22 protein-coding genes and 1 pseudogene are annotated in these 25052 nt (G+C 70.3%); 15 read left to right on the top strand and 8 right to left on the bottom strand.

Annotation, left to right across the window (positions count from 1 at the left end; genetic code table 11):
* The first annotated feature begins 10 nt into the window (after positions 1-10).
* The 11 genes from puhC (at position 11) to ACW9J6_RS06485 (ending at position 10654) form a co-directional block, all read left to right on the top strand.
* Positions 11-463, top strand: coding sequence for a photosynthetic complex assembly protein PuhC (gene puhC / locus ACW9J6_RS06535; protein ID WP_457115635.1), 453 nt, complete (start codon positions 11-13; stop codon positions 461-463).
* Positions 463-762 carry a hypothetical protein gene (locus tag ACW9J6_RS06530; protein ID WP_457115767.1) on the top strand — a complete coding sequence of 100 codons (300 nt, stop codon included), beginning with the start codon at positions 463-465 and terminating at the stop codon, positions 760-762. The genes puhC and ACW9J6_RS06530 overlap by 1 nt, the downstream gene beginning before the upstream one ends.
* On the top strand, positions 759-1820 hold the full coding sequence (gene acsF, locus ACW9J6_RS06525; protein ID WP_457115634.1) for a magnesium-protoporphyrin IX monomethyl ester (oxidative) cyclase: 1062 nt from the start codon (positions 759-761) through the stop codon (positions 1818-1820). The genes ACW9J6_RS06530 and acsF overlap by 4 nt, the downstream gene beginning before the upstream one ends.
* Before the next feature lie 7 nt (positions 1821-1827).
* A complete protein-coding gene (gene puhE, locus ACW9J6_RS06520; protein ID WP_457115633.1) occupies positions 1828-2619 on the top strand; it encodes a putative photosynthetic complex assembly protein PuhE in 792 nt (263 codons plus the stop codon).
* Positions 2620-2656: 37 nt separating this feature from the next.
* Positions 2657-3868 (top strand): 5-aminolevulinate synthase, encoded by a 1212-nt coding sequence (hemA, locus tag ACW9J6_RS06515; protein ID WP_457115632.1) that lies wholly within the window; start codon positions 2657-2659, stop codon positions 3866-3868.
* Between the two features lie 386 nt (positions 3869-4254).
* Positions 4255-5274 (top strand): magnesium chelatase ATPase subunit I, encoded by a 1020-nt coding sequence (bchI, locus tag ACW9J6_RS06510; protein WP_457115766.1) that lies wholly within the window; start codon positions 4255-4257, stop codon positions 5272-5274.
* Positions 5271-6983 (top strand): magnesium chelatase subunit D, encoded by a 1713-nt coding sequence (locus tag ACW9J6_RS06505; RefSeq protein ID WP_457115631.1) that lies wholly within the window; start codon positions 5271-5273, stop codon positions 6981-6983. The genes bchI and ACW9J6_RS06505 overlap by 4 nt, the downstream gene beginning before the upstream one ends.
* Positions 6984-6989: 6 nt before the next feature.
* A complete protein-coding gene (gene bchO, locus ACW9J6_RS06500; RefSeq protein ID WP_457115630.1) occupies positions 6990-7877 on the top strand; it encodes an alpha/beta fold hydrolase BchO in 888 nt (295 codons plus the stop codon).
* A 53-nt stretch (positions 7878-7930) separates the two neighbouring features.
* Complete coding sequence (locus ACW9J6_RS06495; protein ID WP_457115629.1) at positions 7931-9457, top strand: phytoene desaturase; 1527 nt, start codon at positions 7931-7933, stop codon at positions 9455-9457.
* Complete coding sequence (locus ACW9J6_RS06490; RefSeq protein WP_457115628.1) at positions 9438-10493, top strand: phytoene/squalene synthase family protein; 1056 nt, start codon at positions 9438-9440, stop codon at positions 10491-10493. Before ACW9J6_RS06495 ends, ACW9J6_RS06490 begins: the two co-directional genes overlap by 20 nt.
* Positions 10490-10654 carry a hypothetical protein gene (locus ACW9J6_RS06485; RefSeq protein WP_457115627.1) on the top strand — a complete coding sequence of 55 codons (165 nt, stop codon included), beginning with the start codon at positions 10490-10492 and terminating at the stop codon, positions 10652-10654. The genes ACW9J6_RS06490 and ACW9J6_RS06485 overlap by 4 nt, the downstream gene beginning before the upstream one ends.
* 84 nt (positions 10655-10738) lie before the next feature.
* Here ACW9J6_RS06485 and ACW9J6_RS06480 read toward each other — a convergent pair whose 3' ends face one another.
* Together ACW9J6_RS06480 and ACW9J6_RS06475 are read right to left on the bottom strand one after the other, a co-directional pair.
* On the bottom strand, positions 10739-11767 hold the full coding sequence (locus tag ACW9J6_RS06480; RefSeq protein WP_457115626.1) for a DUF3616 domain-containing protein: 1029 nt from the start codon (positions 11765-11767) through the stop codon (positions 10739-10741).
* A gap of 268 nt (positions 11768-12035) precedes the next feature.
* A complete protein-coding gene (locus ACW9J6_RS06475; RefSeq protein WP_457115625.1) occupies positions 12036-13100 on the bottom strand; it encodes an alpha/beta fold hydrolase in 1065 nt (354 codons plus the stop codon).
* Between the two features lie 389 nt (positions 13101-13489).
* On the opposite strand from ACW9J6_RS06475, the gene ACW9J6_RS06470 reads away from it, so the two are divergent.
* Positions 13490-14086: a sigma-70 family RNA polymerase sigma factor gene (locus ACW9J6_RS06470; protein ID WP_457115624.1), complete on the top strand. Its 597-nt coding sequence runs from the start codon at positions 13490-13492 to the stop codon at positions 14084-14086.
* A gap of 68 nt (positions 14087-14154) precedes the next feature.
* Positions 14155-14532 carry a hypothetical protein gene (locus ACW9J6_RS06465; RefSeq protein WP_457115623.1) on the top strand — a complete coding sequence of 126 codons (378 nt, stop codon included), beginning with the start codon at positions 14155-14157 and terminating at the stop codon, positions 14530-14532.
* Positions 14533-14545: 13 nt separating this feature from the next.
* On the opposite strand, the gene poxB is transcribed toward ACW9J6_RS06465, so the two are convergent.
* Positions 14546-16273, bottom strand: a complete 1728-nt coding sequence (gene poxB, locus ACW9J6_RS06460) for a ubiquinone-dependent pyruvate dehydrogenase (RefSeq protein ID WP_457115622.1) — start codon at positions 16271-16273, stop codon at positions 14546-14548.
* 984 nt (positions 16274-17257) lie between these two features.
* Here poxB and ACW9J6_RS06455 point away from each other — a divergent pair.
* Positions 17258-18391 carry an acyltransferase family protein gene (locus ACW9J6_RS06455; protein WP_457115621.1) on the top strand — a complete coding sequence of 378 codons (1134 nt, stop codon included), beginning with the start codon at positions 17258-17260 and terminating at the stop codon, positions 18389-18391.
* A 280-nt stretch (positions 18392-18671) separates the two neighbouring features.
* A pseudogene (locus ACW9J6_RS06450) lies at positions 18672-19001 on the top strand (transposase); the annotation flags it as partial.
* Between the two features lie 141 nt (positions 19002-19142).
* Here ACW9J6_RS06450 and ACW9J6_RS06445 read toward each other — a convergent pair.
* The 5 genes from ACW9J6_RS06445 to ACW9J6_RS06425 form a co-directional block, all read right to left on the bottom strand.
* On the bottom strand, positions 19143-19910 hold the full coding sequence (locus tag ACW9J6_RS06445; protein WP_457115620.1) for a class I SAM-dependent methyltransferase: 768 nt from the start codon (positions 19908-19910) through the stop codon (positions 19143-19145).
* 621 nt (positions 19911-20531) lie between these two features.
* Positions 20532-21632, bottom strand: coding sequence for a glycosyltransferase (locus tag ACW9J6_RS06440; RefSeq protein WP_457115619.1), 1101 nt, complete (start codon positions 21630-21632; stop codon positions 20532-20534).
* 82 nt (positions 21633-21714) lie between these two features.
* Positions 21715-21882, bottom strand: coding sequence for a hypothetical protein (locus tag ACW9J6_RS06435; protein WP_457115618.1), 168 nt, complete (start codon positions 21880-21882; stop codon positions 21715-21717).
* 38 nt (positions 21883-21920) lie between these two features.
* Complete coding sequence (locus ACW9J6_RS06430) at positions 21921-23549, bottom strand: glucosamine inositolphosphorylceramide transferase family protein (protein WP_457115617.1); 1629 nt, start codon at positions 23547-23549, stop codon at positions 21921-21923.
* Between the two features lie 161 nt (positions 23550-23710).
* The gene (locus ACW9J6_RS06425; RefSeq protein WP_457115616.1) at positions 23711-25009 is read right to left on the bottom strand and encodes an acyltransferase family protein; all 1299 of its coding nucleotides are present in this window, start codon (positions 25007-25009) and stop codon (positions 23711-23713) included.
* Positions 25010-25052 lie beyond the last annotated feature (43 nt).

The raw sequence follows: 25052 nt of genomic DNA, 5'->3' as shown, positions 1-25052 counted from the left end.
GGAGGCCGCGATGTCCGACATGCACATGCCGGTGCCCCGCGCGCAGATCCGCGCTGCCGCCCTCCTGATCGCCTTCGCCCTCGGCGCCGTGGCGATCGGGCGCTTCACGGATGTGGGCACCACGCACATGCCGGCGGCGCATCCGGTCCAGGTGCTCGACCTCGCCGTCGAGGACCGGGACGGCGGCAGCATCGCGCTCAGCGACGCCCGGAACGGCCGCCTCGTCACGGTGGTGCAACCGGGCGAGGACGGCTTCCTGCGCGCCACCCTGCGGGTGATGGCCCAGGCGCGCCTGCGCGAGGGGCTGCCGCGCGAGCCGCCCTTCCGCCTCACCCGCTGGGACGACGGCACGCTGTCGCTCGACGACGTGGCCTCGGGCCGGCGGATCAACCTCGAAGCCTTCGGGACCACCAACGCGGCCGCCTTCGCGCGGCTGCTCGACCAGGGGAGGGGCGCATCGTGATGCAGTGGTTGGGCGGCGGACGCCGCATCGAGGTGCCCTGCACGATCGAGATCGAGCAGACGGCCGAGAGCTTGCACGCCCACGTGACGCTCGACGGCGGGATCGTCGCCGAGCCGGGCGACGAGGTGACGGTGCACGACGCGCCGACGGAGGTGCCCTACGGCGAGCGGATCGTGGTGCGCCGCACCGCGACCGTGGTGCGCGCCGGCGCGGTCGAGCGCCTCTGGACCCGCATCGCGGGCCATTTCGAACTCACCGAACTCTACGAAGTCAGCTTCTCGGAAAGGACGCGGCTATGAGCGCGACTTCCCTCCCCACCCCGAACGAGAGCACCCGCACGGCTCAGTCCACCACCTTCCTGAGCCCGCGCTTCTACACCACGGACTTCGAGGAACTCGACCGCACCAATGTCGAGCCGGTCCGCGCCGAGTGGGACGTCCTCATCGCCGAGATGCGTAGCGACCCGAACAAGCGCCACTTCGTGCGCAATGCCGAGTTCGACATCGACCTCTCGACGCTCGATCGGGAGTTGCGCAAGGAATTCCTGGACTTCCTGGTCTCGTCGATCACCGCCGAGTTCTCGGGCTGCGTCCTCTACGCGGAGATGCGCAAGCGCGCCAAGAACAAGGACATCCGCGAGCTGTTCGGCTTCATGAGCCGCGACGAGGCCCGCCACGCCGGCTTCATCAACGACACGCTCAAGGATTTCGGCGTCGGCATCGACCTCGGCTTCCTGACCCGGGCCAAGAAGTACACCTACTTCCGGCCGAAGTTCATCTTCTACGCCACCTACCTCTCCGAGAAGATCGGCTACGCCCGCTACATCACCATCTTCCGGCACCTCGAGCGGCATCCGGACCGCCGCTTCCATCCGATCTTCAAGTGGTTCGAGAAGTGGTGCAACGACGAGTTCCGCCACGGCGAGGCCTTCGCGCTGCTGATGCGCGCCAATCCGAAGCTGCTCTCGGGCGTCAACACCTACTGGATCAAGTTCTTCCTGCTGGCGGTGTTCTGCACGATGTACGTGCGCGACCATTGCCGGCCGGCCTTCCACCAGGCGCTCGGGATCGTGCCGAGCGAGTACGACGCCACCGTCTTCGCGATCACCTCGGAGATCTCGCGGCAGGTCTTCCCGCTCACCCTCGACCTCGACCACCCGGCCTTCGCGGCGGGCCTGGAGCGGCTCCTCGCCTGCGCGCGGGGGATCGAGGACGCGAAGGCGCGGGGCGGCCTCCTCGGGCGTCTGAGCCACGCCGCCCACGCGGCGCGGGCGGCCCTTGCCTTCGGGCGGCTGATGCTGCTGCCGGCGAAGACGAACCCGATGCCCGCGCAGATCCGCCTCAGCCCCGCCTGGTAGCGCCGCCATGTCCACCTACGCCGCGCCGATCCTCTACGCCGTCGTGATCTGGTGGTTCCTGACCGGGGTGATCCTCTGGCTGAACCACCGGCCGCGCCGCACCCACGCCTGGAGCTTCGCGGCGACGAGCCTCGCGCTCCTCGGTGCCTTCTGGGCCATTGCCCGCAGCGCCGGCGCGGAGAGCGAGGCGGGGGCCTACGCGGCGTTCACCGCGGCGCTGATCGTCTGGGGCTGGCAGGAGATGGCCTTCTACATGGGCTACCTGACCGGACCGCGGCGCACCGCCGAGACGCCCGCCGCGCAGGGCCTCGCCCGGTTCGGCGCGGCGGCGGCCACCAATCTCTGGCACGAGGCGGCGATCATCCTCGGCGCGGTCGCGGTCGCCTACCTGACGGCGGGAAGCCCGAACCGCATCGCGCTGTGGACCTACCTCGTCCTGTGGGGGATGAACCTCAGCGCGCGGCTCAACCTGTTCCTCGGCGTGCGCAACCACCACACCGAGTTCCTGCCCGAGCACCTGCGCTACCTCGGCAGCTTCTTCCGGCGCGCGCCGATGAACGCGCTCTTCCCGGTGGCGATGATCCTCGCCACCGGCTTCCTCCTGGTGCTGCTGCACCCCGCCGTGACCGAGAGCGCCTCCGCCTTCAAGCGGGCGGGCCACACCATGATGGCGACGCTGATGGCGCTCGCGATCCTGGAGCACGGCTTCCTGATGCTGCCGCTGCCCTCCGCGGCGCTCTGGGGCTGGGGCCTGTCCCGCCGCCCCGCCGCCGACGACACCCGCGCCACCGCGCCCTGACCGCCCTCCCGCCCCACGCGATCCCCAGGGGAGCCCCATGGACTACGACTCGTTCTTCGCCTCCGCGCTCCAGGGCCTCCACCGCGAGGGACGCTACCGCGTCTTCACCGACCTGGAGCGGCAGGCCGGGCGCTTTCCCTACGCCACCCAGCACGGCGCCCATGGCACCCGCGAGGTGACGGTGTGGTGCTCCAACGATTATCTCGGCATGGGCCAGCACCCGGTGGTGACGGCGGCGATGCACGAGGCGATCGACCGCTGCGGCGCCGGGGCGGGGGGCACCCGAAACATCTCGGGCACCAACCACTACCACGTGCTCCTGGAGCAGGAACTCGCCGACCTGCACGCCAAGGAGGCGGCGCTCCTGTTCACGTCGGGCTACGTGTCCAACTGGGCCGGGCTCGGCACGCTCGCGAGCAAGCTGCCGGGCTGCGTGGTCTTCTCCGACGAGGGCAACCACGCCTCGATGATCGAGGGGATCCGGGCGAGCCGCGCCGAGCGCCACATCTTCCGCCACAACGATCCCGAGGACCTCGATCGCCGCTTGAGCCGGGTCGCCCCCGGCCTGCCGAAGCTCGTCGCCTTCGAGTCGGTCTACTCGATGGACGGCGACATCGCGCCGATCGCCGAACTCTGCGACGTCGCCGAGGCGCACGGGGCCATGACCTATCTCGACGAGGTCCACGCGGTCGGGCTCTACGGGCCCCGCGGCGGCGGCATCGCCGAGCGCGAAGGGCTGATGCACCGCCTCACGGTCATCGAGGGCACGCTCGGCAAGGCCTTCGCGGTCTCGGGCGGCTACATCGCGGCCTCGGCGGCCCTGTGCGACTTCGTGCGCAGCTTCGCCTCGGGCTTCATCTTCACCACCTCGCTGCCGCCCGCCATCGCGGCGGGGGCGGCGGCGAGCATCCGCCACCTCAAGGCGAGCGGCGCCGAGCGCGCCCGCCACCAGGACCGCGTCGCGGCGGTGCGCCGCCGCCTCGCGGCGATCGGCATCCCGGTGATGGATAACGACAGCCACATCGTCCCGGTGATGGTGGGCGACCCGGTCCTGTGCAAGCGGATCAGCGACGAGCTCCTGGACGAGTTCGCGATCTACGTGCAGCCCATCAACTACCCGACCGTGCCCCGCGGCACCGAGCGCCTGCGCATCACGCCCTCGCCGCTGCACAGCGACGCCGACATCGCGCATCTCGCCGACGCGCTCGGGATGATCTGGGGGCGGATCGGGCTGGCGCGGGCGGCGTGAGTCGGGCGCATCCCCAACCCTCCCCCCTCTGCGGGGGAGGGTGCCCGGCGGAGCCGGGCGGGAGAGGGGAACCACGATGCCGGATCGGCCTGAAGCGTGGTGACGGGCGGCCCCTGGATCAGCGTCGCGCCGGCCCATCTCCCGGCCTGCTCCGCAGGCCACCCTCCCCCGCAGAGGGGGGAGGGTGAGGGCGCCCGCGTCCCAAGTGTCAGATCGATTTGAACGTTCAGAATGTCAATTTCATTGGACACTCCGCCCCTCCTGGCGGATGCTGGCTGTGCCCCGCCCGAAGCCCAGGAGACGTCGTGGCGCTCACCCAATCGGCCCTGTCCCGGCGGGCTCCGAAGCCGGGCTTCGTCGCGCCGCCGGCGCCCGTTCCGGTCGCCGTGCGGCCGCCCTATCCGTTCTCGGCCATCGTCGGCCAGGAGGCGATGAAGCGCTCGCTCCTGGTGGCGGCGGTCGATCCGGCGGTGGGCGGCGTGCTGGTCTTCGGTGACCGCGGCACCGGCAAGTCCACGGCGGTGCGGGCGCTCGCCGCGCTGCTGCCGCCGATGCGCGCGGTGGCGGGCTGCGCCTATTCCTGCGACCCTGCCGACGAGGCCGGCCTGTGCGCCGCCTGCGCCACCCGCCTCCCGAAGGGCCTGCCGGTGCAGCAGGTGCCGGTCCCGGTGGTCGACCTGCCGCTCGGCGCCACCGAGGATCGCGTCGTCGGCGCCCTCGACATCGGCAAGGCGCTCGGGGCCGGCGAGAAGGCCTTCGAGCCGGGCCTGCTCGCCCGCGCCAACCGCGGCTTCCTCTACATCGACGAGGTCAACCTGCTGGAGGATCACCTCGTCGACCTGCTCCTCGACGTGGCGGCCTCCGGCGTCAACACGGTGGAGCGCGAGGGCCTGAGCCTGCGCCACCCGGCGCGCTTCGTCCTCGTCGGCAGCGGCAACCCGGAGGAGGGCGACCTGCGCCCGCAGCTCCTCGACCGCTTCGGCCTCGCGGTGGCGGTGGCGACTCCCGCCGACCTCGCCGCCCGGGTGGCGATCGTGCGGCGGCGCGACGCCTACGAGCGCGACCCGGCCGGCTTCGCCCGCGAATGGGCGGCCGAGGAGGGACGGCTCGGCGACGGGATCCTGGCGGCGCGCGCGCGCCTGCCCGGCCTCGACCTGCCGGATGCTGTCCTGGAGGCCGCCGCGCGGCTCTGCCTGGCCCTCGGCACCGATGGCCTGCGCGGCGAACTCACGCTGATGCGCGCGGCCCGGGCCCTGGCGGCCCTCGACGGCGCGCCGGAGGTCACGGTCGCTCACCTGCGCGAGGTCGCCCCCGCTTCCCTCGGCCACCGCCTGCGCCGCAACCCCCTCGACGAGGCCGGGTCCGAGGCGCGGGTCGCCCGCGCGCTCTCGGAGGTGCTCGGGTGAGCGCCGCGCCGGACGCGACCTGGGCGCGCGCCTGCCTCGCGGCGGCGCTCGCGGCGCTCGATCCGGCGGGCCTCGGGATCGTGCTGCGCGCCCGGCCGGGACCGGTGCGCGACGCCTGGCTCGACCGCCTGCGCGCCCTGCTGCCGGCCGGGAGTCCGGTCGCCCGGCTGCCCGCCGGAATCGCCGACGACGCGCTCCTCGGCGGACTCGACCTACCCGCGACGCTGCGGACCGGTCGGCCGGTGCTGCAGCCGGGCCTGCTCGCCCGCGCCCATGGCGGGGTGATCGTCGTGCCGATGGCCGAGCGGCTCGGCGCCGGCGCTGCGGCGCGGATCGCGCAGGCCCTCGACGCGGGGGCGGTCGACCTCGCCCGCGACGGCGTCGCCACGCGGCTCCCGGCGCGCTTCGGCCTCGTGCTCCTCGACGAGGGAGAGGGCGAGGACGAGGTGCTGCCCGCCTGCCTCGCGGACCGGTCGGCGCTCCACCTCGACCTCGACGCGGTGCCCGCGGGCGCGCTCGCCGCCACGCCGCCGCTCCCGGACCTCGCAGCGTGCCGCGGGCGGGATCCGGCCGCCGGCGAGGAGGAGGCCGCGACGCTCTGCGCGCTCGCCGCCCGGCTCGGCATCGCCTCGCTGCGGGCGCCGCTCCTGGCGCTGCGCGCGGCGCGGCTGCACGCGGCCCTGGCGGGGCGCGCGGCCGTGGAGGACCAGGACATCGCGGCCGCGACGGCCCTCGTGCTCGCGCCCCGCGCGACGGTCTGGCCGCAGGAGGCGGAATCGCCTCCGCCCGCGCCGCCGCCGGACGGCGAGGCGCCGGAGCCGGGTCCCGCCGAGGCCATGGGCGAGGACGACCGCCTCCTCGCGGCCGCGGCGGCGAGCCTGCCGCCCGGGCTCCTCGCCCGGCTGCTGGCGGGAGCCGGACAGCGCGCCCGGATCGCCGGGTCCGGCCGGGCGGGGGCCGCCGCGTCCCAGGCCCGCCGCGGCCGCCCGGTGGGCGCCCGGCCCGGCGACCCGCGGCGCGGGCGCCTCGCCCTGGTCGAGACCCTGCGCGCCGCCGCGCCCTGGCAGCGGCTGCGGCGCGGCGACGGGGTGGCGCGCATCCGGATCGCCGCGGACGACCTGCGCATCCGCCGCCTCGTGCAGAGCCGAGAGACCACGACGGTCTTCGCGGTCGACGCCTCCGGCTCCGCCGCCCTGGAGCGGCTGGCCGAGGCCAAGGGGGCCGTCGAGCTGCTGCTCGGCGAGTGCTACGTGCGCCGCGACCGGGTGGCCCTCGTCGCCTTCCGGGGCCGCGGGGCGGACCTGCTGCTCGCCCCGACCCGCGCGCTGGTGCGGGCCAAGCGCGCGCTCGCGGCGCTCCCCGGCGGCGGCGGCACGCCGCTGGCGGCGGGGCTCGACGCGGCCGCGCGCGTCGCCGCCGCGGAGCGGCGCGCCGGGCGCAGCCCCGTCCTCGTGCTGCTCACCGACGGCCGCGCCAACGTGGCGCGCGACGGGGCGCCGGGCCGGGCGCGGGCGGAGGCGGACGCGCTCGCCGCCGCGCGGGCCCTGGCCGAGGGCGGGACCCGCGCCCTGGTGATCGACACCGCCGCCCGCCCGCAGGACGGCGCTCGCCGCCTCGCCGAGGCCCTGGCGGCGCGCTATCTCGCCCTGCCGCAGGCCGACGCCGCGCGCCTGTCCCGGGCGGTGCGGGAGGCCGCGCCGCCGGGCTGAATGAGGATGCTCCTCTCCGACGACAGACCCGCCTTCGCGCGGGAGGGCCGCGACTGGCCGAACCGCGAGGCGAGCCGCTTCGTGGAGGCGGGCGGCCTCACCTGGCACGTGCAGGAGATGGGCGAGGGGCCGGGGCTCCTGCTCTTGCACGGCACCGGCGCGGCGACCCATTCCTGGCGGGGGCTGATGCCGCTGCTCGCCCGCGACTTCCGGGTGATCGCCCCGGACCTGGCCGGGCACGGCTTCACGGACGCGCTGTCGTCGCCGTCGCTGCCGCGCATGGCCCGTGCCGTGGCCGAGCTGCTGCGGGTGCTGGGCGCCGCGCCGCAGGTCGTCGTCGGCCACTCGGCCGGCGCCGCGATCGCGGCCCGCCTCTGTCTCGACGGCGTGCTGGCACCCCGCCTGCTCGTCGGGCTCAACGCGGCGCTCAAGCCCTTTCCGGGCATGGCCGGGCTGATCTTCCCCGCCATGGCCCGCGCCCTGTTCCTCAACCCCGTCACGCCCCGCGTCTTCGCGTGGTCGGCCGACCGCGCGGCCGTGGAGCGGCTGATCCGCGGCACCGGCTCGACCCTCGACCGTGCCGGCCTCGACCTCTACCGCCGCCTGTTCCAGAAGCCCGCCCACGTGGCGGGGGCGCTCGGCATGATGGCGAACTGGGACCTCGTCGCCCTCGACCGGGATCTCCCGCGCCTCGCGGTGCCGCTGCTGCTGATCGTTGGAGGCGAGGACCGCACCATCGCGCCGGACGTGTCCTTCGGGCTCGCCGACCGGCTCGGCGGGCGGCCCCGGGTGGAGCTGCTGCGCGGCCTCGGCCACCTCGCCCACGAGGAGAAGCCGGAGGTGGTCGCGGGGCTGGTCCGGGAGGCGGCGGGGCGGGAGGGGGTGGTCGCCTGAACGGCCTCGTTCCCTCTTGCCACGCCCCCGTTCCCCGAAGATAGTGTCAACTTATGTTGACACTCGACGAGGCGCCGCCGCGGGTCGTTCCCGCCCGGCGCCAGCCCCGCGCAGTGGTGATCGGCAGCGGCTTCGGCGGACTCGCCGCGGCGGTGCGGCTCGGCGCGCGGGGCTACGCCGTCACCGTGCTGGAGCGCCTCGACCAGCCCGGCGGGCGGGCGCGGGTCCACCGCCAGGACGGCTTCACCTTCGATGCCGGGCCGACCATCGTCACCGCGCCGTTCCTGTTCGAGGAACTGTGGGCCCTGTGCGGGCGGCGCCTCGCCGACGACGTGACGCTCGTGCCGATGCGGCCCTTCTACCGGATCCGCTTCGACGACGGCGCCACCTTCGCCATGTCCGGCGAGGCCGAGACGATGCGGGCCGAGGTGGAGCGGTTGGCTCCAGGCGAATCCGCCGCCTACGACCGCTTCATGGCGGTCTCGGAGGAGATCTGCCGGGTCGGGTTCGAGCAACTCGGCCACGTGCCCTTCGGAGCCGTCGCCGACATGCTGCGCATTGCCCCCGATCTCCTGCGCCTGGGCGGACATCGCAGCGTCTATGGGCTGGTCTCGCGCATCTTCCGCAACGAGCGCCTGCGCACGGCGTTCAGCTTCCACCCGCTGCTGATCGGCGGCTCGCCCTTCCGGGCGAGCGCGATCTACTGCCTGATCGCCGCCCTGGAGCGGCGCTGGGGCGTGCACTCGGCGATGGGCGGCACCGGCGCCCTGGTGCGCGGGCTAGTGTGGCTGATCGAGGGGCAGGGCGGCGCGGTGCGCTGCGGCGCCGAGGTGGCCCGCATCCTCGTCGAGGACGGCACCGCCCGCGGGGTCGCCCTCGCGGACGGCACGCAGGTTCCCGCCGACATCGTGGTGTCGAACGCCGATTCGGTCTGGACCGCCCTCAACCTGCTGCCGCCGGAGGCGCGGGGCTGGCGGGAGCGGCGGCTCGCGCGGGCGCAGTCCTCCATGGGGCTGTTCGTCTGGTATTTCGGCACGAACCGCACCTACCCGGACCTCGCGCACCACACGATCCTGCTCGGGCCGCGCTATCGGGGGCTGCTCTCCGACATCTTCGACCGCAAGGTTCTGGCGGAGGATGTCAGCCTCTACCTGCACCGCCCCACCGCCACGGATCCGGCCCTCGCGCCGCCGGGCTGCGACGCCTTCTACGTGCTGAGCCCCGTGCCGAACCTCGCCGGCGGGCAGGACTGGGCAGCGCTCGCCGAGCCCTACCGGCGGCGCATCGCCGCGCATCTCGAAGCCACCGTGCTGCCGGGCCTGTCGGACGCCCTCGTCACCTCGCGGGTGACGACGCCGCTCGATTTTCGCGACGATTTCCTGGCCTGGCGCGGCGCGGGGTTCGGCCTCGAACCGATCCTCACCCAGAGCGCGTATTTCCGCCCGCATAACCGCAGCGGGTCGGTGCGCCACCTCTACCTCGTCGGCGCCGGCACCCATCCGGGGGCCGGGCTGCCCGGCGTGCTCTCTTCCTCGAAGATCCTCGATCGCGTGGTGCCGGATGCCGCCGTCTTCGCCTGATCTCCCGCTCGCCCGTCCCGCCGACCACGCCGCCTGCCGGGCGGCGATCCGGGACGGCTCGCGCAGCTTTTACGCCGCCTCCTGGCTGCTGCCCCGCGCCGTGCGGCGGGATGCCTACGGGCTCTACGCCTTCTGCCGCCTGTCCGACGACGCGGTGGACGGGGCGGGGGCCCGGGCCGACGCGGTGCCCTCCTTGCGCGACCGGCTCGCCCGCGCCTATGCGGGCCGCCCCCTCGACGCGCCCGCCGACCGGGCGCTCGCCGAGATCGTGGCCCGGCACGCCATCCCGGAAGCGCTGCCGGCCGCGCTCCTCGACGGGCTCGCCTGGGACGCGCAAGGGCGTCGCCCCCCGGACCTGTCCGCGCTCGTCGCCTACGCGGCCCGGGTGGCGGGCTCCGTCGGGGCGATGATGACGCTGGTGATGGGCGAGCGCTCGCCGCAGGCCCTGGCGCGGGCCTGCGACCTCGGTATCGCCATGCAGCTCACCAACGTCGCCCGTGACGTCGGCGAGGACGCGCGCACCGGCCGCCTCTACCTGCCCGAATCCTGGCTGCGCGAGGCCGGGATCGACCCGGCCGCCTTCCTGGCCGATCCGGCGCCGAGCCCCGCGCTCGCCGGGGTGGTGGCGCGGCTGCTGCGAGCGGCCGACCTCCTCTATGCCCGTGCGCAGTCGGGCATCGCCCTGCTGCCGCCCGGCTGCCGGCCGGCGGTGCGCGCCGCGGGCCTGATCTACGCCGAGATCGGCCGCGACCTCGAACGCGGCGGGCTCGATCCAGTCTCTCGCCGGGCTCGCGTCCCGGGCACCCGCAAGGCGCAGCTCCTCGCGAGGGCGGCGCTGCCGCACGCGGCCGAGGACTTGGGTCTGCCGCCGTTGCCCGAGGCCGCGTTCCTGGTGGAGGCCGTCGCGGCGCAGCCGCTCGTGCGCGCCGCCCGGCCGCCGGCGTGGTGGGATCTCGGGGCGCAGGCGGTGCGGGTGCTCGATCTGATCGAGGTGCTGCGCGAGCGCGAGGGTGTCGGCGGCGCCGCGCCGTCGTGAGCGATCACCTCTTCGGCATTCTGGACCTCGCCCTCGGCTTCGGCGCCGTCCTGGGTCTGGCCGCCTGGCAGCTCTGGGTCCTGCGCCGCGACCGGCGCCGCGAGGAGGCGCGTCGCCGGGCCGGACCGGCCGCGACCGGGGACGCCGATCCCGGCGCGTGACGGCGAGCGGCGCACCCGCCGGTGGAGGCTTGGCTCTCCGGGGCGCGGACGCCGGACCGGGCGGATCCCGTCCGGCGCCGCGTCTCAGTTCAGCTCCAGGAGCACGCTGCGGAAGGCCTGTGGCCGCCGCGCCGGGCAGGTGTCGCCGTCGTCGCTGAGGAGGCGCACCTTGCTGCCGTCGGGGGCGACGAGCAGGCCCTCGGGCTGGAAGTCCGGGATGGCGGCGAGGGCCGCGGCGACGCCGGGCACCCGGCTCGGCGCCGCGCCCGCCTCGCCGGACCAGCGGTAGAGGTCGAAGGCCTCGCCGCCGCTCCCCGACCCGCCCGCGATGATGAAATAGGCCTTGGCCTGCGCCGCATAGGCGATGTCGCGGATGCCGCGCCCCTTGAGGTCGAGGCCGATCGGCTTGCCGACCTTGGGCGCGGCGCCGCTCCCCAGCACCTCGGCCGGGTTCTCGAAGGGCACCAGCATCGCGTCGTTGTCGGCGCTGAGCGGGTTGCGCAGTCCGATCAGCAGCCCGCGCCCGTCCGGGGCGGGGGCGAGCCCCTCGATGTTGAAGCCGCGCCGCCGCGGGCTGAGGTCGGGCCGCTTCGGCAGGTCGAGGGCGATGCGCTCGGCCAAGCGCGGATCCAGGGCCGCCAGCGCCTTGGCGAGGCCGTGGAAGGCCGTTCCCTTGGGCGTCAGGGCCGGCGCGTCGGACGGGCCGGCCAGGGTCATGGCCGCCACCTGACGGCGCGGCTCGCGCACCTCGCCGTCGTTGGAACGGCTGTGTGACCCCAGCACCACGAGGTCCGACCCGAGCCAGGTCGCGGCTTCGAGATCCGCCTTCGTCGCCGCGTCGCCGGCGCCGAGGCCGAACGCCTCGCCGAGATCCGCCCCCTTGAGCGGCAGCGGCGCGCCGGTCTCCTCGGCCTTGTAGAGGCGAAGGACATTGTCCTCGTCGTTCACCACGAGGAAGCGGTCCCCGAAGCTGCCGGCCGGATACGGGACTGCGCCGGACGCCTCGCACATCCCCCAATGCATCAGCACCGGCCCGGCCTTCACCTCCGCCAGGGCGGCCGTGGCCGGCAGGCAGATGGCGAGCGCGGACGCGAGTGGCCGCAGGCGTCTCATGGCGGTCCTCCCCTCTCTCCGGCGGCCCGGTCGAAGCGGGACCGTCCACCGTCAAACATCGCGCGGCGACGACGGGCTTCAATGAGGGGCCGCGCAAAATCGAGCCGAGGCCCCATCTTGGCGGCGTGCCGCAACAGCAGGGTCCGACGAAGCGGAAACCCGCGCAACCCGAAATGCACGACCGCCCCTGACCGAGGGCAGGCACCCGCCCGTTCGGCCCGGCACTGGACGAGGGCACCCGCGGGAGACCGGCCCGTCGCAGGAGCGATCAGGCGACCGGCTTCGTCTCGCGGCCTCCCGGCCCGATTCGGCCCGCCCCCGCCTCGAGTTCCGCCTGCGCGCGGTCGATGGCGCGCGTCACCGCCGCGAGATCCTCGAAATGCGGGAAGGCGCCCGTCTCCAGGCGCCGCACGGTCCAGTTGCGCCGCGCGGCGAAGCGGGGCAGGTCGCGGTAGTCGACGAAGTCGCCGCGCGTGCCGTGGAGCACCAGGACCGGGTGGTCGAGGGCTTCGTACAGGGTGGTGGCGTCGGTCGGGAAGAGGTGGCCGGCGATGAAGCAGAACGGCGCGTGCTCGGCCCCCGGCTGGTGGGCCGAGGCGTACCCGTAGGCGAGCAGGCCCTCGTCGATGTCCCGGGCGCCCCAGGTCTTCTCCAGGAAGAAGCGCATGCTCGGGCGGCTGACCAGGGCGTCGAACAGGGCGCGTCCCCAGGGCGGCGCGTCGAGGGCGGCGCGCAGCCCGTCCTTGCCGCGGTGCCCGCCGGCGGGGCCGCCACCGGAGAGCCGCGCGTCGAACCCGGTCGGGCTGATGAGCGTGAGGTGGCGATAATCCGCCGGCCGCTCGACGGCCGCCCGGGCGAGGTACTCGGCCGAGAGGGAGAGCGCGACCGCGTCGATCGGGCCGCCCCCGTGCCGGCGCCGGATCTCCGCCGCCGCCGCCTGGATCGCCCGCACCATGACGTCCGGTGTGTAGAGCCGGCGCCGCCGCTCCGAGAAGCCGAATCCGGGCAGTTCGACCGCGTAGACGGGGCGGCCGCCGAGAGCCTGCATGAAGAGGGGGCGGACCTCGTAGGCGCTCGCCGCCGCGTTGATCGAGTGGACGAGAAGCAGCGGCGTGCCGGATCCTCCGGCGCTGCCGTGCAGGGCGACGCGGCCGTCGGGCGTGCGCAGCTCTTCCAGGGCACCCGGCAGGACACGCGGCAGCGGGACCCGGTGATCGATCGCCAGCCGACTGTAGGCGAGCCACGCGCCGCTTCCGCCGAGGGCGGCGAGCCCGAGGAGCTTGGCGGCCTGCCGCGCCAGGAGCGGCAGGACGGAGTGGGGCCGGTGGGGCATCGATCACCTCGGGCGTCTCGTGGGGCGGCGTGCCGTCGTCAACGCCCGTCGAATGTGGGGCGACCGGCGCCATTCCCCAGGGCCGCGCCGCGCGGCCGATGCTCGCCGAAGGGCCGCGCCGCGCGGCCGATCCCTATGGCGTCGAGACCGATGGCCTACGCCGAGTTGGATCCTCCTTTTGGCGTATGCTGCACCGGTATAGATATACCATTGACGCAGTTTTGACTGTGACTAAATAAGTCACGACCGCGAGAATGGGGTAGGAAGCCAGCGATGACTGCCCGCTCGCACCCGCCATGAGTTGACGTTCCGTGCAGACAGTTGACGAACAGCCAATTCCAACCACTCAGACAGGGGACGCGATCGCCGCCGGACAGGCGCATCTCGGATTGCTGCTCCGCGAATACTACCCTGAGGTTGTCCACCTCGACGGCGAATCGCGCCTCGGGCGTGTGGTCGAGCGCCTTTGCGCGGCGCTCGACGCGGCCGAGGCCGAGCACCAGGTTCCCGCCGGCTTCCGGGGCGACCTCATCGGGACTGTGCCGCGGCTGCGCCGCTACGCGCTGTCGCTGACTCGCCACGCCGCGGAGGCCGACGACCTCGTCCAGACCACCCTGCTCAAGGCCTGGGAGCACCGGGCCCGGTTCGAGCCCGGCACCAACCTGCTGGCGTGGCTGTTCACGATCCTGCGCAACGGCTTCGTCAACGGGCGGCGCAAGCATCGTCTCGAGGTGGCGGATCCGGACGGACGGCACGCGACCGACCTCGCCGAGCCGGCCGGGCAGGACCACCGGCTCGCGATCCGCGACCTTCAGGCGGCCCTCGACCGGCTCGAACCCGCCTTCCGCGAGGCGCTGCTCCTCGTGGCGGTGGAGGGGCTGTCCTACGAGGCGGCGGCCGAGGTGCTCGGCTGTCCGGTCGGGACGGTGAAGAGCCGCGTCAGCCGGGCCCGCAGCGTGATGCTGCGGGATCTCGGCGAGAGCTGAGGCTCCCATGCCCGCCGGTCGCGGCGGGTGCGCCCGCGACCGGCGGGACGATCGAAGCAGAGGAGATCATGAACCGACTTCGCCGGGCCGTGGGTCCGCCCCTCCTGGTTCTCACCCTGGCGGCCGCATCGGCCGCGCCCGCCGCGACCGGCCGCGCGTTCGACGGGACCTGGGCGGTCGTGGCGACGACCGAGAGCGGGACCTGCGCGGGCCCCTACCGCTACCCGATCGTGATCCGCGACGGGATCGTGGACGATGCCGGCGGCACCGGCGTCGACGCGTCGGGACGGGCCGGCGCCGACGGCCGAATCACGGGTGCGATCCGCCAAGGGCTCGCCAGTATCACGGTCACCGGCCGGCTGCGCGCGGCGGCCGGCACCGGCCGCTGGTCGCTCGCCGGGCCCGTTCCCTGCGCGGGGCGCTGGAGGGCCCGGCGCACCGGCTGAGCGGGCCCCGCGCTCAGCGAAGGAGGTTCGTGCGCGCCAGTTCCACGATCTCGTCGCCGCGCCCGCTGATGATCGCCCGCGCGAGGTAGACCCCGAAGCCCTTGGCCTGCTCCATCGTGGTCTTCGGCGGCAGGGCGAGTTCCTGGCGGTTCGTGACCACGTCGACGAGGGCCGGGCCGTCGTGCCGGAAGGCCTCCCGCAGGGCGCCGTCGAGATCGGCCGGGTCCTCGACGCGCAGGCCGCGCACGCCCGCCGCCTCCGCCACGCGGGCGAAGTCCGGGTTGTCGAGAGCGACGCCGGTGTCGAGGAAGCCGGAGGCCTTCATCTCCAGTTCCACGAAGCCGAGCGTGCCGTTGTTGAGCACGATCACCTTCACGGGCAGGCCCTGCTGCCTCAGCGTGAGGAGGTCGCCCATCAGCATGGCGAAGCCGCCGTCGCCCGAGAAGGAGATCACCTGCCGGTCCGGAAAGGCGGCCTGGGCGCCGATCGCCTGCGGCAGGGCGTTCGCCATCGAGCCGTGCCAGAAGGAGCCGAGCAGCCGCCGCTTCCCGTTCATGGTCAGGTAGCGGGCGGCCCAGATCGTCGGCGTGCCGACGTCGCAGGTGAACACCGCGTCCTCGGCCGCCGCCCCGTCGAGCATCCGGGCGAGGTATTGCGGGTGGATGGGCTTGCGGCCCGGATGCCCGACCGCGAGGTCGTCGAGGCCCTTGCGGGCGTCGCGGTAATGCGCCAGCGCCCGGTCGAGGAAGCCGCGCTCCGGCCGGTCGGGCAGGCGCGGCAGCAGGGCGGCGAGCGTGGTGCGCACGTCCGCGACCACCCCGAGATCGACGCGGGTGCGCCGGCCGATCCGGCCCGGGTCCAGGTCGACCTGCGCCACCCGGGCGCGCTCCGGGTAGAATTGCCGGTAGGGGAAATCGGTGCCGAGCATCAGCAGGGCGTCGCAATCCATCATGGCCTGGTAGCCCGACGAGAAGCCGATCAGCCCGGTCATGCCCACGTCGTAGGGGTTGTCGTACTCGACGTGCTCCTTGCCGCGCAGGGCGTGCACCACCGGCGCCTTCAGGGCCGCCGCCAGGGCCACGAGCTCGTCATGCGCCCCCGCGCAGCCGCCGCCGGCCAGGATCGTGACGCGCTCGGCCTCCCGCAGGAAATCGCCGAGCGCGTCGAGGTCCCGCGGGTGGGGATGCACCACCGGGGGCCGCGGCGTGATCCAGCGCGGCGCGGTCGGCACCTCGATCGATTCCAGCGCCACGTCGCCCGGGATCACCACCACCGAGACGCCGCTCTTGCCGACGGCCTCCCGGATGGCGATGTCGAGGGTGCGCCCGATCTGCGACACGGTGGCGACCGGCCCGACATAGTGGGCGCAGTCCGCGAACAGCGCCTCGGGCTTGGTCTCCTGGAAGTAGCCCGAGCCGATCTCGGCCGACGGGATGTGGGCGGCGATGGCCAGCACCGGAACCCGCGAGCGGTGGCAATCGTAGAGCCCGTTGATCAGGTGCAGGTTGCCCGGCCCGCAGGACCCGGCGCAGACGGCAAGCGCGCCGGTCAGGTGCGCCTCGGCCCCGGCCGCGAAGGCCGCCACCTCCTCGTGGCGGACGTGGATCCACTCGATGCTGCGCTTGCGGCGCAGGGAATCGATCAGTCCGTTCAGCGAATCCCCGACGATCCCGTAGATCCGCCGCACCCCGGCGGCGTGCAGGGTGTCGGCGATGAGGTCGGCGACGGTCTGGCGGGCCATGGCGGGTCTCCTGGCGGGGCGCCCCGGCGGGGCGGGACGGCTGTCGTCCGGGCCCGCCCACCGGCGGGGCCGGGCCGACGATGCGGGCTTCCCCGGGGCAGGATGTAGGTCGCGCATGAACCGCGGACATCGGCGCCGCATCGCCCGGCGACGCCTTGCCGTCGATCGGCCGGTGAGCGCGCGTTCGCCGGGCTGAGCCGGACGGCCACCGCGCTTGCCGCAACGGGGGGAGACGCCGCTCAGGCCCGCCGCCGGACGGTGGCGAAGGCGGTGATCCGGGGTGCCCGACGGGCCCCGACCGGCGCAATCCCTGTCGCGAACCCCACCGACCATCCGCCGGTCGCACGGCCCGCGTACGCCCTGACCACCGGAAGGGCCTCCCTCCGGGACGGCGATGCAGAGCCCGACGCGGTCCTCGGCGCCGTGACCGGCTCGTTTGCCGAAGCAGAAGAATTTGTCTCGATTCGGCATATGAATGGCTTTTGCCAAATCGATAATTGCCGCATTAAATGAAAATTTAATAAACTTAGATCCATGAATTACGATTACATGAAATGAAACATTGTAATTATTATTTCCGAGATCTGTTTATCAGAGGTACTTTGCTTTCACCTCACCTGAGCGGCTCTCCGAAAGGGCCGGTCGCGGATCGTGAACCGGGTCGACGCGCAGTCCGGTTTCTAAGGACGCTTGCCCGCCCGCATCACGCTTACTGCTGACCTTTGGGAGGGCAGTCTGCTCCTTGAGATCTGATCCTGGTCAGCCGCCGGTTCGACGGATTTGCTCTGTGGCCTCAGTCTGCGAGCTGAGTAGCACTGTAACGAGACGCATAATTCATTCATCTATTTTTCCCACGCATCGCATCAGAATGTATCTCGGTGTCGCCGACCTTAACCAGGCTCCTGTTATCGCCTTTGCAAGATCGTAGACGTGCGATATCAACCGATTGCAATATAGCGTGTGTCTTTTTCGCGTATAGATCAAATGAAAGGTGAAGCGATGCACAAAATATCTCGACATCATGACTCGACGGGTAGCGGCTTCGACATTCTTAGGCTTTCTCTTTCCATGTTTATACTTATAGTCCACATAGAGAGTATTCGTCGAGCGCCCGCCGCGGCGATGCTCGGTCAGCAAGATTCCGGTTCACACGCGGGCGTTCTTAAAAGCATTGGCCTCGCAGAGCAGGGCGCAATATTCTTCCATACGGTCACGCCGTTCGCCGTTGCGATGTTCTTTGCGTTGAGTGGATTCCTCGTCGCCGGCTCTGCGGATCGAACCCGCTCCGTGCCGATCTTCCTGTCCTTCCGATTGCTTCGCATCGTGCCTGCGCTGTGCGTCGAAGTGTGTCTCTCAGCACTTGTTCTTGGGCCACTCTTCACAGAACTTTCACTCATCGATTACTTCAATGACAAGCAATTTTATCTCTATTTTCTAAATACATTCGGGATAGTCACATTCAAACTGCCTGGAGTTTTTCTGGGGAATTACGGCATACCTGGCATTGTAAATTGGAATTTGTGGACGCTTCCCAGTGAATTTTATTGCTATTTATTTTTGATTATTCTCATGAGCACCAAAATTTTTTACAACAAAATCGCTTTGACAGCCGCTGCGATCTCGACCAGCTGCGTTGTTGCATTGCTAAGTTTTGAGGGATTTGAGATATATTCTAACGGAAATTTTTCAACTCTGTTCTTGATTAATCATTTTGCACTCGGAGCGGCTCTGTACACGTGGAAGGATCGGATCCGGCTGTCATGGTGGCTTGCTCTCATCGCATTCTCCGTAGCGTTTGTGTTGAAATATTATGATTACGCTCTCTTCCTTCTTGCTCCTCTGATCGTATATTTCACTGTGACGCTTGGCATGACACATGTCCCGTATCCAGGTGTGCTGAAGCGGAACGATTTCTCCTATGGTATATATCTGTACGGATTCCCGATATGCCAAGCGCTAATTTCCGCATTTCCGAGTTTGACACACAGCAAGAACCTGTTTCGAATAAGCGGGCTCGTCATCACGATAATCTTTGCGGCGATCTCTTGGATCGGTGTTGAACGGCCGGCCCTCAAGCTGAAATCGATAATCGCAAGACGCCGATCGCGGATCGCCTGAGCGGACGGCTCGACCGCGCGCGGCAGGACGGCCGCATCGCGCCCGGCACAGCCCCGTGTCCGGGCGGATCGCCGCCAGGAGAGGTCGCTCCCGGGTGAGCGGCCCTCGCTAAGGGGTCATGTTGCACCGAGCGGTGTAGCTGAACGAAGGCGAGAGATCCCGCCTGCGCGCCCTCCGCAGCGGCGTAGCAGGCGGGGTCTCTCGCGGGGGGGGGTGGTCACCGGCGGTGACGGGTTAGGATCGGGTTGCTTGCACCAACCCCGAACCCGGGAGACCCCCGATGGCCGACGAGATGATGAGCCTTCAGGCGCCGTTGGAGAAGAGCCTCGGCCCCGATCAGCTGCGCGAGATGATCGGCTTTGCCGCGCAACCCCTGATGGAGCTGGAGGTCACCGCGCGGACCGGCGCTGCCCACGGTGAGAAGAGCCCCGAGCGGCTGGCCCAGCGCAACGGCTACCGCCTGCGCGACTGGGAGACCCGCGCCGGCACGGTGGAACTGCGCATCCCCAAGCTGCGCAACGGCAGCTACCTCCCCTGCTTCCTGGAACCGCGCCGGATGGCCGAGAAGGCGCTGACCGCGGTGATCCAGGAGGCCGACGTTCCGGGAGTTCGCGGCAGCGCATGGACCGACGAGACCACAACGAGCCGGGACTTGTTCCGGCAGCAGACTAATCGCGCGATCGTCGCCGGTGGCTCCGGTCGAGCGGCTCGGGATGAGGCCGGCGCTCCCTGCGGCGGCGTGCCCAGCGCGCTACGACGGCACTGAACCGTCCTCTCTCACATTCGGCATTTTCCTTGCCACCAAGAAATCCTCTCTGAAGAGGAGCATCATGGGCTTAAGCCAATCAGGAAGCGCTCTCATCACGAATCCGGCCTTGCCGTTGTGCCATCTTGCGTAAAGATGCGCAGGAAAATCAATTTCTGTGAATATGTCTTGGAAAATCTTCCGATATTTCTCGCGAGATATATAATTAATTGCTTCGGTGCAAAATCTCTTGTTGTCCATAAAAACTTCTTTGGCAGACATGTCGGTCTGATATTCGTTCCTAATTCCAAGGTGTGCCCAGATTTTTATCCATAGTTCAGGAACATTCGGCCACATCCACGAAACAAATGGAACTTTGATGTGGGGCTCCAGAGGAATGTACCATTTTGAAGGAAAAGCATTGATAGTTAATCCGCCATTTTTTAGCACGCGGCGAATCTCCAACGCGGTTTCTTCCTTGTTGTTGACGTGCTCAAGAACGTTTGCGCTCAGAACTACGTCAAAATAGTTATCTCCGAATGGGAGTTTGTAGGGTCGAATTTGGATGGGGAGCACACGAGAGCTATCTTTCATGTAACGGCTGAAGCGACCCTCGACTATATCGCATCCAAACGCATCATATCCCGCATCGACGAAAGCCTTGACCAGACTACCATCGCCCGATCCGACTTCCAGAATTCTGATATTTTGCTTGTCTCTCAAGTAATGATGAATCGCTTTCTCGAAAAGAGGAAAGTGTGTCTCAACAGCCAAGTTCCGAACTCCTCATCGTAGAGCCATCCCGGAGCTGAGGTCGGCACACCCGCTGCGACAACGGCGGCCTCGGAGGCGAGGGATGAACGGGACGGCGCGCGATCGAAGAGATCAGGCCGCGCGGCGCTCCGGCCGCGCCGACACCGCGGATCTGCGGCGGAACGTGACCGCCGCCACCACGAATGACCGGTTCCCGCCGGCCGTTTGCCGCCACGTGGTCACTGCAGCCTCGACCGACTCGGTCCCATCCGCTCGACCATCGTCGGTGCCCGCGCGCGGTCGATCCCCTGCGCCGGCCCTCTCGGCCGGGTTGCTCATCCGAGCAGAGTTCCAGAGCGTCGCCAGCATAGTGTTGTAGACCGTCCGGTTGACCGGCATGAGGGATTGTCTGCGACCGGTGACAACAGCTAACAGCTGGGCCCGTTCTGAGGCGTCAAGTATCATGCACGCAGTCTGAACCATCCAGCATCGGTAGCACGGCCCAGGCGTGGTGTGAACCCTCTGTATGTGCCAGTGCATCAGAGCAGGCGTCGGGCCGGTTGATCCATGGCGCATGAGACAGGTCTTGGAATTTTCCGGCCTCCCTGCTCCACACAGGTGTTCACATCAATGGGATGGGACTCAAAGTGTCCGGAGCAAGTCTTCGTACTGATCGACCATGCGATCGATGGCCAGATGCTGAACAGAGGGTCGGGCTTGTGCGGAAAACGACACGCGTCGCTCCGGCTGGGAGACGTCCAACAGCCTGTCGACCAGCTGCGGCGTATCGCCGGGGGAGAACAGGAAGCCGTTCCGACCGTTCTCGACGATTTCGGAGGCGCCTCCGATGTCGGACATGACCATCGGGACGCCCGAGGCGAGGAATTCGAGCGCCGACAACGAGAACGTCTCGACCGCGACGCTCGGAAGGACGCCGACGTCGCACGCCGCCACCCACGGCCGCACGTCGTCCTGCTCTCCCGCGAGCGTGATCTGCTCCTCCAGCCCGTGCTGCCGGCAGCGCTGCACGATCGCCTCGCGCATCGGCCCGTCCCCCACCAGCAGCCCCCGGGCCGCGACGCCCCGTCGGCGCAGGTCCGCGACCGCGTCGATGATCTGAACCTGGTTCTTCTCGGGGCGGAGGGCCGCGACCGATCCGACCACGAAATCGTCGTCGGTGTATCCCAGTCGGCCGCGGCTCGCGGCGCGGTCGGCGGCTCCGCCCGAGAAGCGGTCGAGGTCGATGCCGTTCAGGATCACCTCCGACCGCGGAGCCCTCAGGTCGCGTCCCTCCCAGAGCCGCCTCTGATTGTCGCTCACGTAGACGATCGCATCGGCGCGCCTCAGCGCCCCCCGGAACAGGCCCAGGCGCTGCTCCTCGCTCTCCCGCAGCAGCGTCGTATGGAAGACGCACGCGATGCGCGCCCGGGTCGCGCGCAACGCTCGCGAGACGACACTCACGATCAGGGGTGTCTGGTTGACGGCGAGGATGACCGTCGGGCGGGTCTCCCGGAGGGCGCGATGAACCCTCACCCAGCCGCCCGGCTTCGACATGCCGTCGGCACCGATCGCGATGAAGGGATCGATGCCCGGCATCGCGAGGATGGCCGGCGAGCGGCGAGGTCCGAAGACCAGCAGGTCGACGTGGTGGCCACGCTGCCGCAGCCTGTGCCGGAGGTCGATCGAGTGGCGCTCTGCGCCGCCCATGGGGAGCCCCGGCACGAAGATCACGATACGTTGCATGGGGCGTATTCACCGCAGCTGGCAGGAGGAGGGCGGGCGTGGCCTCCGTGGGCGTCGTCGCGCCCTCGGTGCCGCACGGAGTTCAGAAGGCAAGCCGGGCACGCCCACGCATTGCGCCACGGCGGGCGAGCATCGGCACCGCGTCCCGAGACCACGATGCGGGCTCGTCCGCCATCACGGGCGTGATCCACGCGTTCGCTTCACTTTCGAAATCGGGTCGATCCTCACCTTCGGCCTCACCGTTGTTCATCCGTCGGCCCGCTATCCTGGTGGTGAGGTCGTGAACGGCTACCGGACATGACCATCCGCCGACATTTCCACATCGCCGCGGAACTGAAGCGCCCGCGCACGCGTCGATGCCGGTGCCGATCGTCCCGCCCCGCGGTGGCGGGGCATCGCGGCCCTGCCGCTGCCCTCCGACACGGGGAGGGTGCGCGAGAGGAGGTCGATCGCCTCGTAGCCGCCGCCGACGTCGATCGTGTGCAGGCCGGCGGCGTTCCAGGAGGACGGCGGCGCGATGCGGTGAGTCACGGTCTGAGCGTAGCCCTCGGGGTCCAGGCGATCGATCACCGCGACCGTCGTCGCGGCGCCGTAGCGGGCGCGGCAATCCTGCGCGAGCCTCATCAGGCGGCCCCCTTGCCGATACATCCGTCCCGCCGGCCTCGCGGCAGCGGCGTCGACCAGCACGGGGTTCAACGGGTGGGCCGAGAAGGCGGCGCCAAGGTTCGGCGCGTGGAACAGGCCCAAGGCGTCCCAGCTCGACCCGCCGGGCTCGCCCACCAGGCTGGCGAACAGCCAGAGCCGGCCCTCGTGCAGGATCGGCGTCGCGTCGGCCGCCGCGATGCCGTCGAGCAGCCGGCGCTCGGGCTGCCAGCCGAAGGGGAAGGCGGTCGCTCGGTAGAGCACCACCTCGCCGGCCGCCAGGCTCTCGGGGATCATCCAGACCTCGCCGTCCTGCGCGAAGACGAAGGGGTAGGACAGGTGGCTTCCGGACTCGAGCACCGGCCGCATCGGCCCCGCGACGCCGTCGGCGTCGATCTCGCAGGCCGAGATGATGCCGGTCCGCGTGGCGTAGGGAAATTCCTCGCAGAACAGCCAGGTCCGCCCCCGATGCGCGATCAGGAACGGATCGGCCAGGAAGCGCCGGCCGTCGTCCGGCACCCAGGAATACCCGGTTTCCGGCACGGTGCCGGTCTCGAGAATGCCGGGCCCGCCGAGCCGCCGGTACCCGATGCGCCACGTCAGCGGCCCGGTGAGCAGGCGCGTCAGTCTCTGCCCCAGCTTCGCGGCGAGGTGGGCCGCACCGAACCGGACGGCGTCCGAGGCGAAGCGCGGGGGGCCTCCCGGAGCGGGCCGTTCCCGCGCGGACGGCGGCGACGCCGGCACCGCGTCGTCGCGTGAGGCCCGCGGATCCGTCCGCCGCGCCACCTCGCGCAGGCACAGGTCGACGCAGCGGGCGAAGCTCGCGGCAAGGCCGGAGGTGAGGAGGCCGGGCTCTTCGTTGGCGGGGAGGGCCGACCCCAGGACCCGTCCCCGCTCGACGAGGTCGAGGCGAGGCCGGCGCCCGTCCAGGAGGGCCGAGACCGCCGCGGCGGGAGCGGGCCGGCCGTCGAAGAGCAGGCGGATCCCGTCGGCCGCCGCCACCGGTCGGCTGGACAGGTCGAGGACGAGATCCGGTCGGCCGTCGAGCCGGCTGCTCAGGAGCTCGGGCGGCAGGGGCGCGTGCAAGCGGAGGCGACGGGCCCGCCGGATCACCAGGCGCTCCAGGTCGAGGAGCAGCCTCAGGGAGGCGGGCCAGTGGGTCGGTCCGCCCACCGCCGCGACGGCGACCTGATGGCCCGCCCCGCGCAGCCTCGCCGCGAGCTGCGAGTGCCACGCGAAGGCGGCGTCCACGTCAAGGATGATCTGTATCCTCATCGCTCCGTTTGGTCCCGCTGCTGACTGGATCCGGTCGAGGGGCCGATCGTCCGCCCCCGCGCATCGTGGCTTGGTCCCCGTGCGGCCGCGGTCGACCGCGCTCCGGGTCCGACGGCGACGTCGCCCTTCCGCGGCTGCCCGCACCGCGTCGGGCGACTCCGTCAGCCGCCCTTGGCCACGCGCAAGCGGGGGCTCGGATCGCTGGCTCTCGAGCCGAACCGGTGGCGGAACGACAGGCAAGGTTTCTCGACGCCGTAGTAGGACGCCGCTGCGACCAGGAAGCTCATCACGATCTCGGCCGGGGCCTGCACGTACTTCGGACCCGTGACCCCCATCGCAGACAGGATGTCCGGCACGATCAGATGCCACACGTAGAGGGAGTAACTGAGACGTCCCATCAGGATCATCGGCCGGCTGTTGAGGACGAGGTTGATCGGTCGGTATCGTTCGCTGAACACGACGTTGACGATCAGGACCATGATCGCCAACGACAGGACGGTGTAGCGGATCGTCTCCCTGAACCAGGGATCGCGCAGTGTCAGGCAGGCGATCACGGCGACCAGCGACCCGGCCGCGAGCCAGGGGCGGGTGAGCACCCGGATCATCGCGCCCCGCGACGGCACCTCGCACAGGGCTGCGAGCAGGACGCCGACCGCGAGACTGTCGACCCGAAATTGTGTCTGGTAGTAGAAGACGTAGCTGTCCAGCAGATCGGGCCGCAGCCAGGCCGTCACGACCCGCCCGATGAGCACGGCCACGATCACCGACGCGAGCAGCGAGATCAACTTGCTGATATTGCTCGTCGTCACGATCAGAATAATCGGAAAGATCAGGTAGAAATGCTCCTCGATCGAGAGGGACCAGAAGATCGCGAACGGCATGGTGCCGCCGCGCTGACCTATTAGATCGAGATAGGAATAATAGTAATTCGCAAAATAAAACAGCGCTGACGCAGGTTCTGTCAGATTGATCCTGCGCCCGACGACGTATGACAGCCCCACCGCGAAAACGGTATACACGATGATGACGGGGTAGAGGCGAAGCGCGCGGCGCGCATAGAAATTCCGTAAATCGATACCTTCGTTTTGTTTGTACTCGGCAAATAGCAATCGAGTGATCAAGAATCCACTGATGACGAAAAACACATTGACGCCGAGTCCGCCCGGGAATAGTTTATTGTTAACGAAGTGAGACAACATCACGATGCCGATGCTGCAGGCTCGAATTCCGTCGAGAGAAGGAATATGTCCAGTCCGCGCTGGAACATGGTCCGGGCCGAGAGACAGCGTATGCAGTGTTGTTGCGACAAGGGGCCGCGATGGTCTCGTTCGTTTGTTTCTGAGCACGACCTGTTCCGCGATCGATGAGGTGCGGTGACGCGGTCTGGATTGACCACGTTGCCGGTTTTGATGCTTTCTCACAGTCGCTCGATTGCGTCCACTGATGATGCGCGCCGCCATCGATCGTGACGGCGCAGTCGATCTCGCGACATCGCTCTCGGCC

Source organism: Methylobacterium sp. JK268, assembly GCF_054052225.1.
This window is presented reverse-complemented; position numbering and strand designations above follow the sequence as displayed.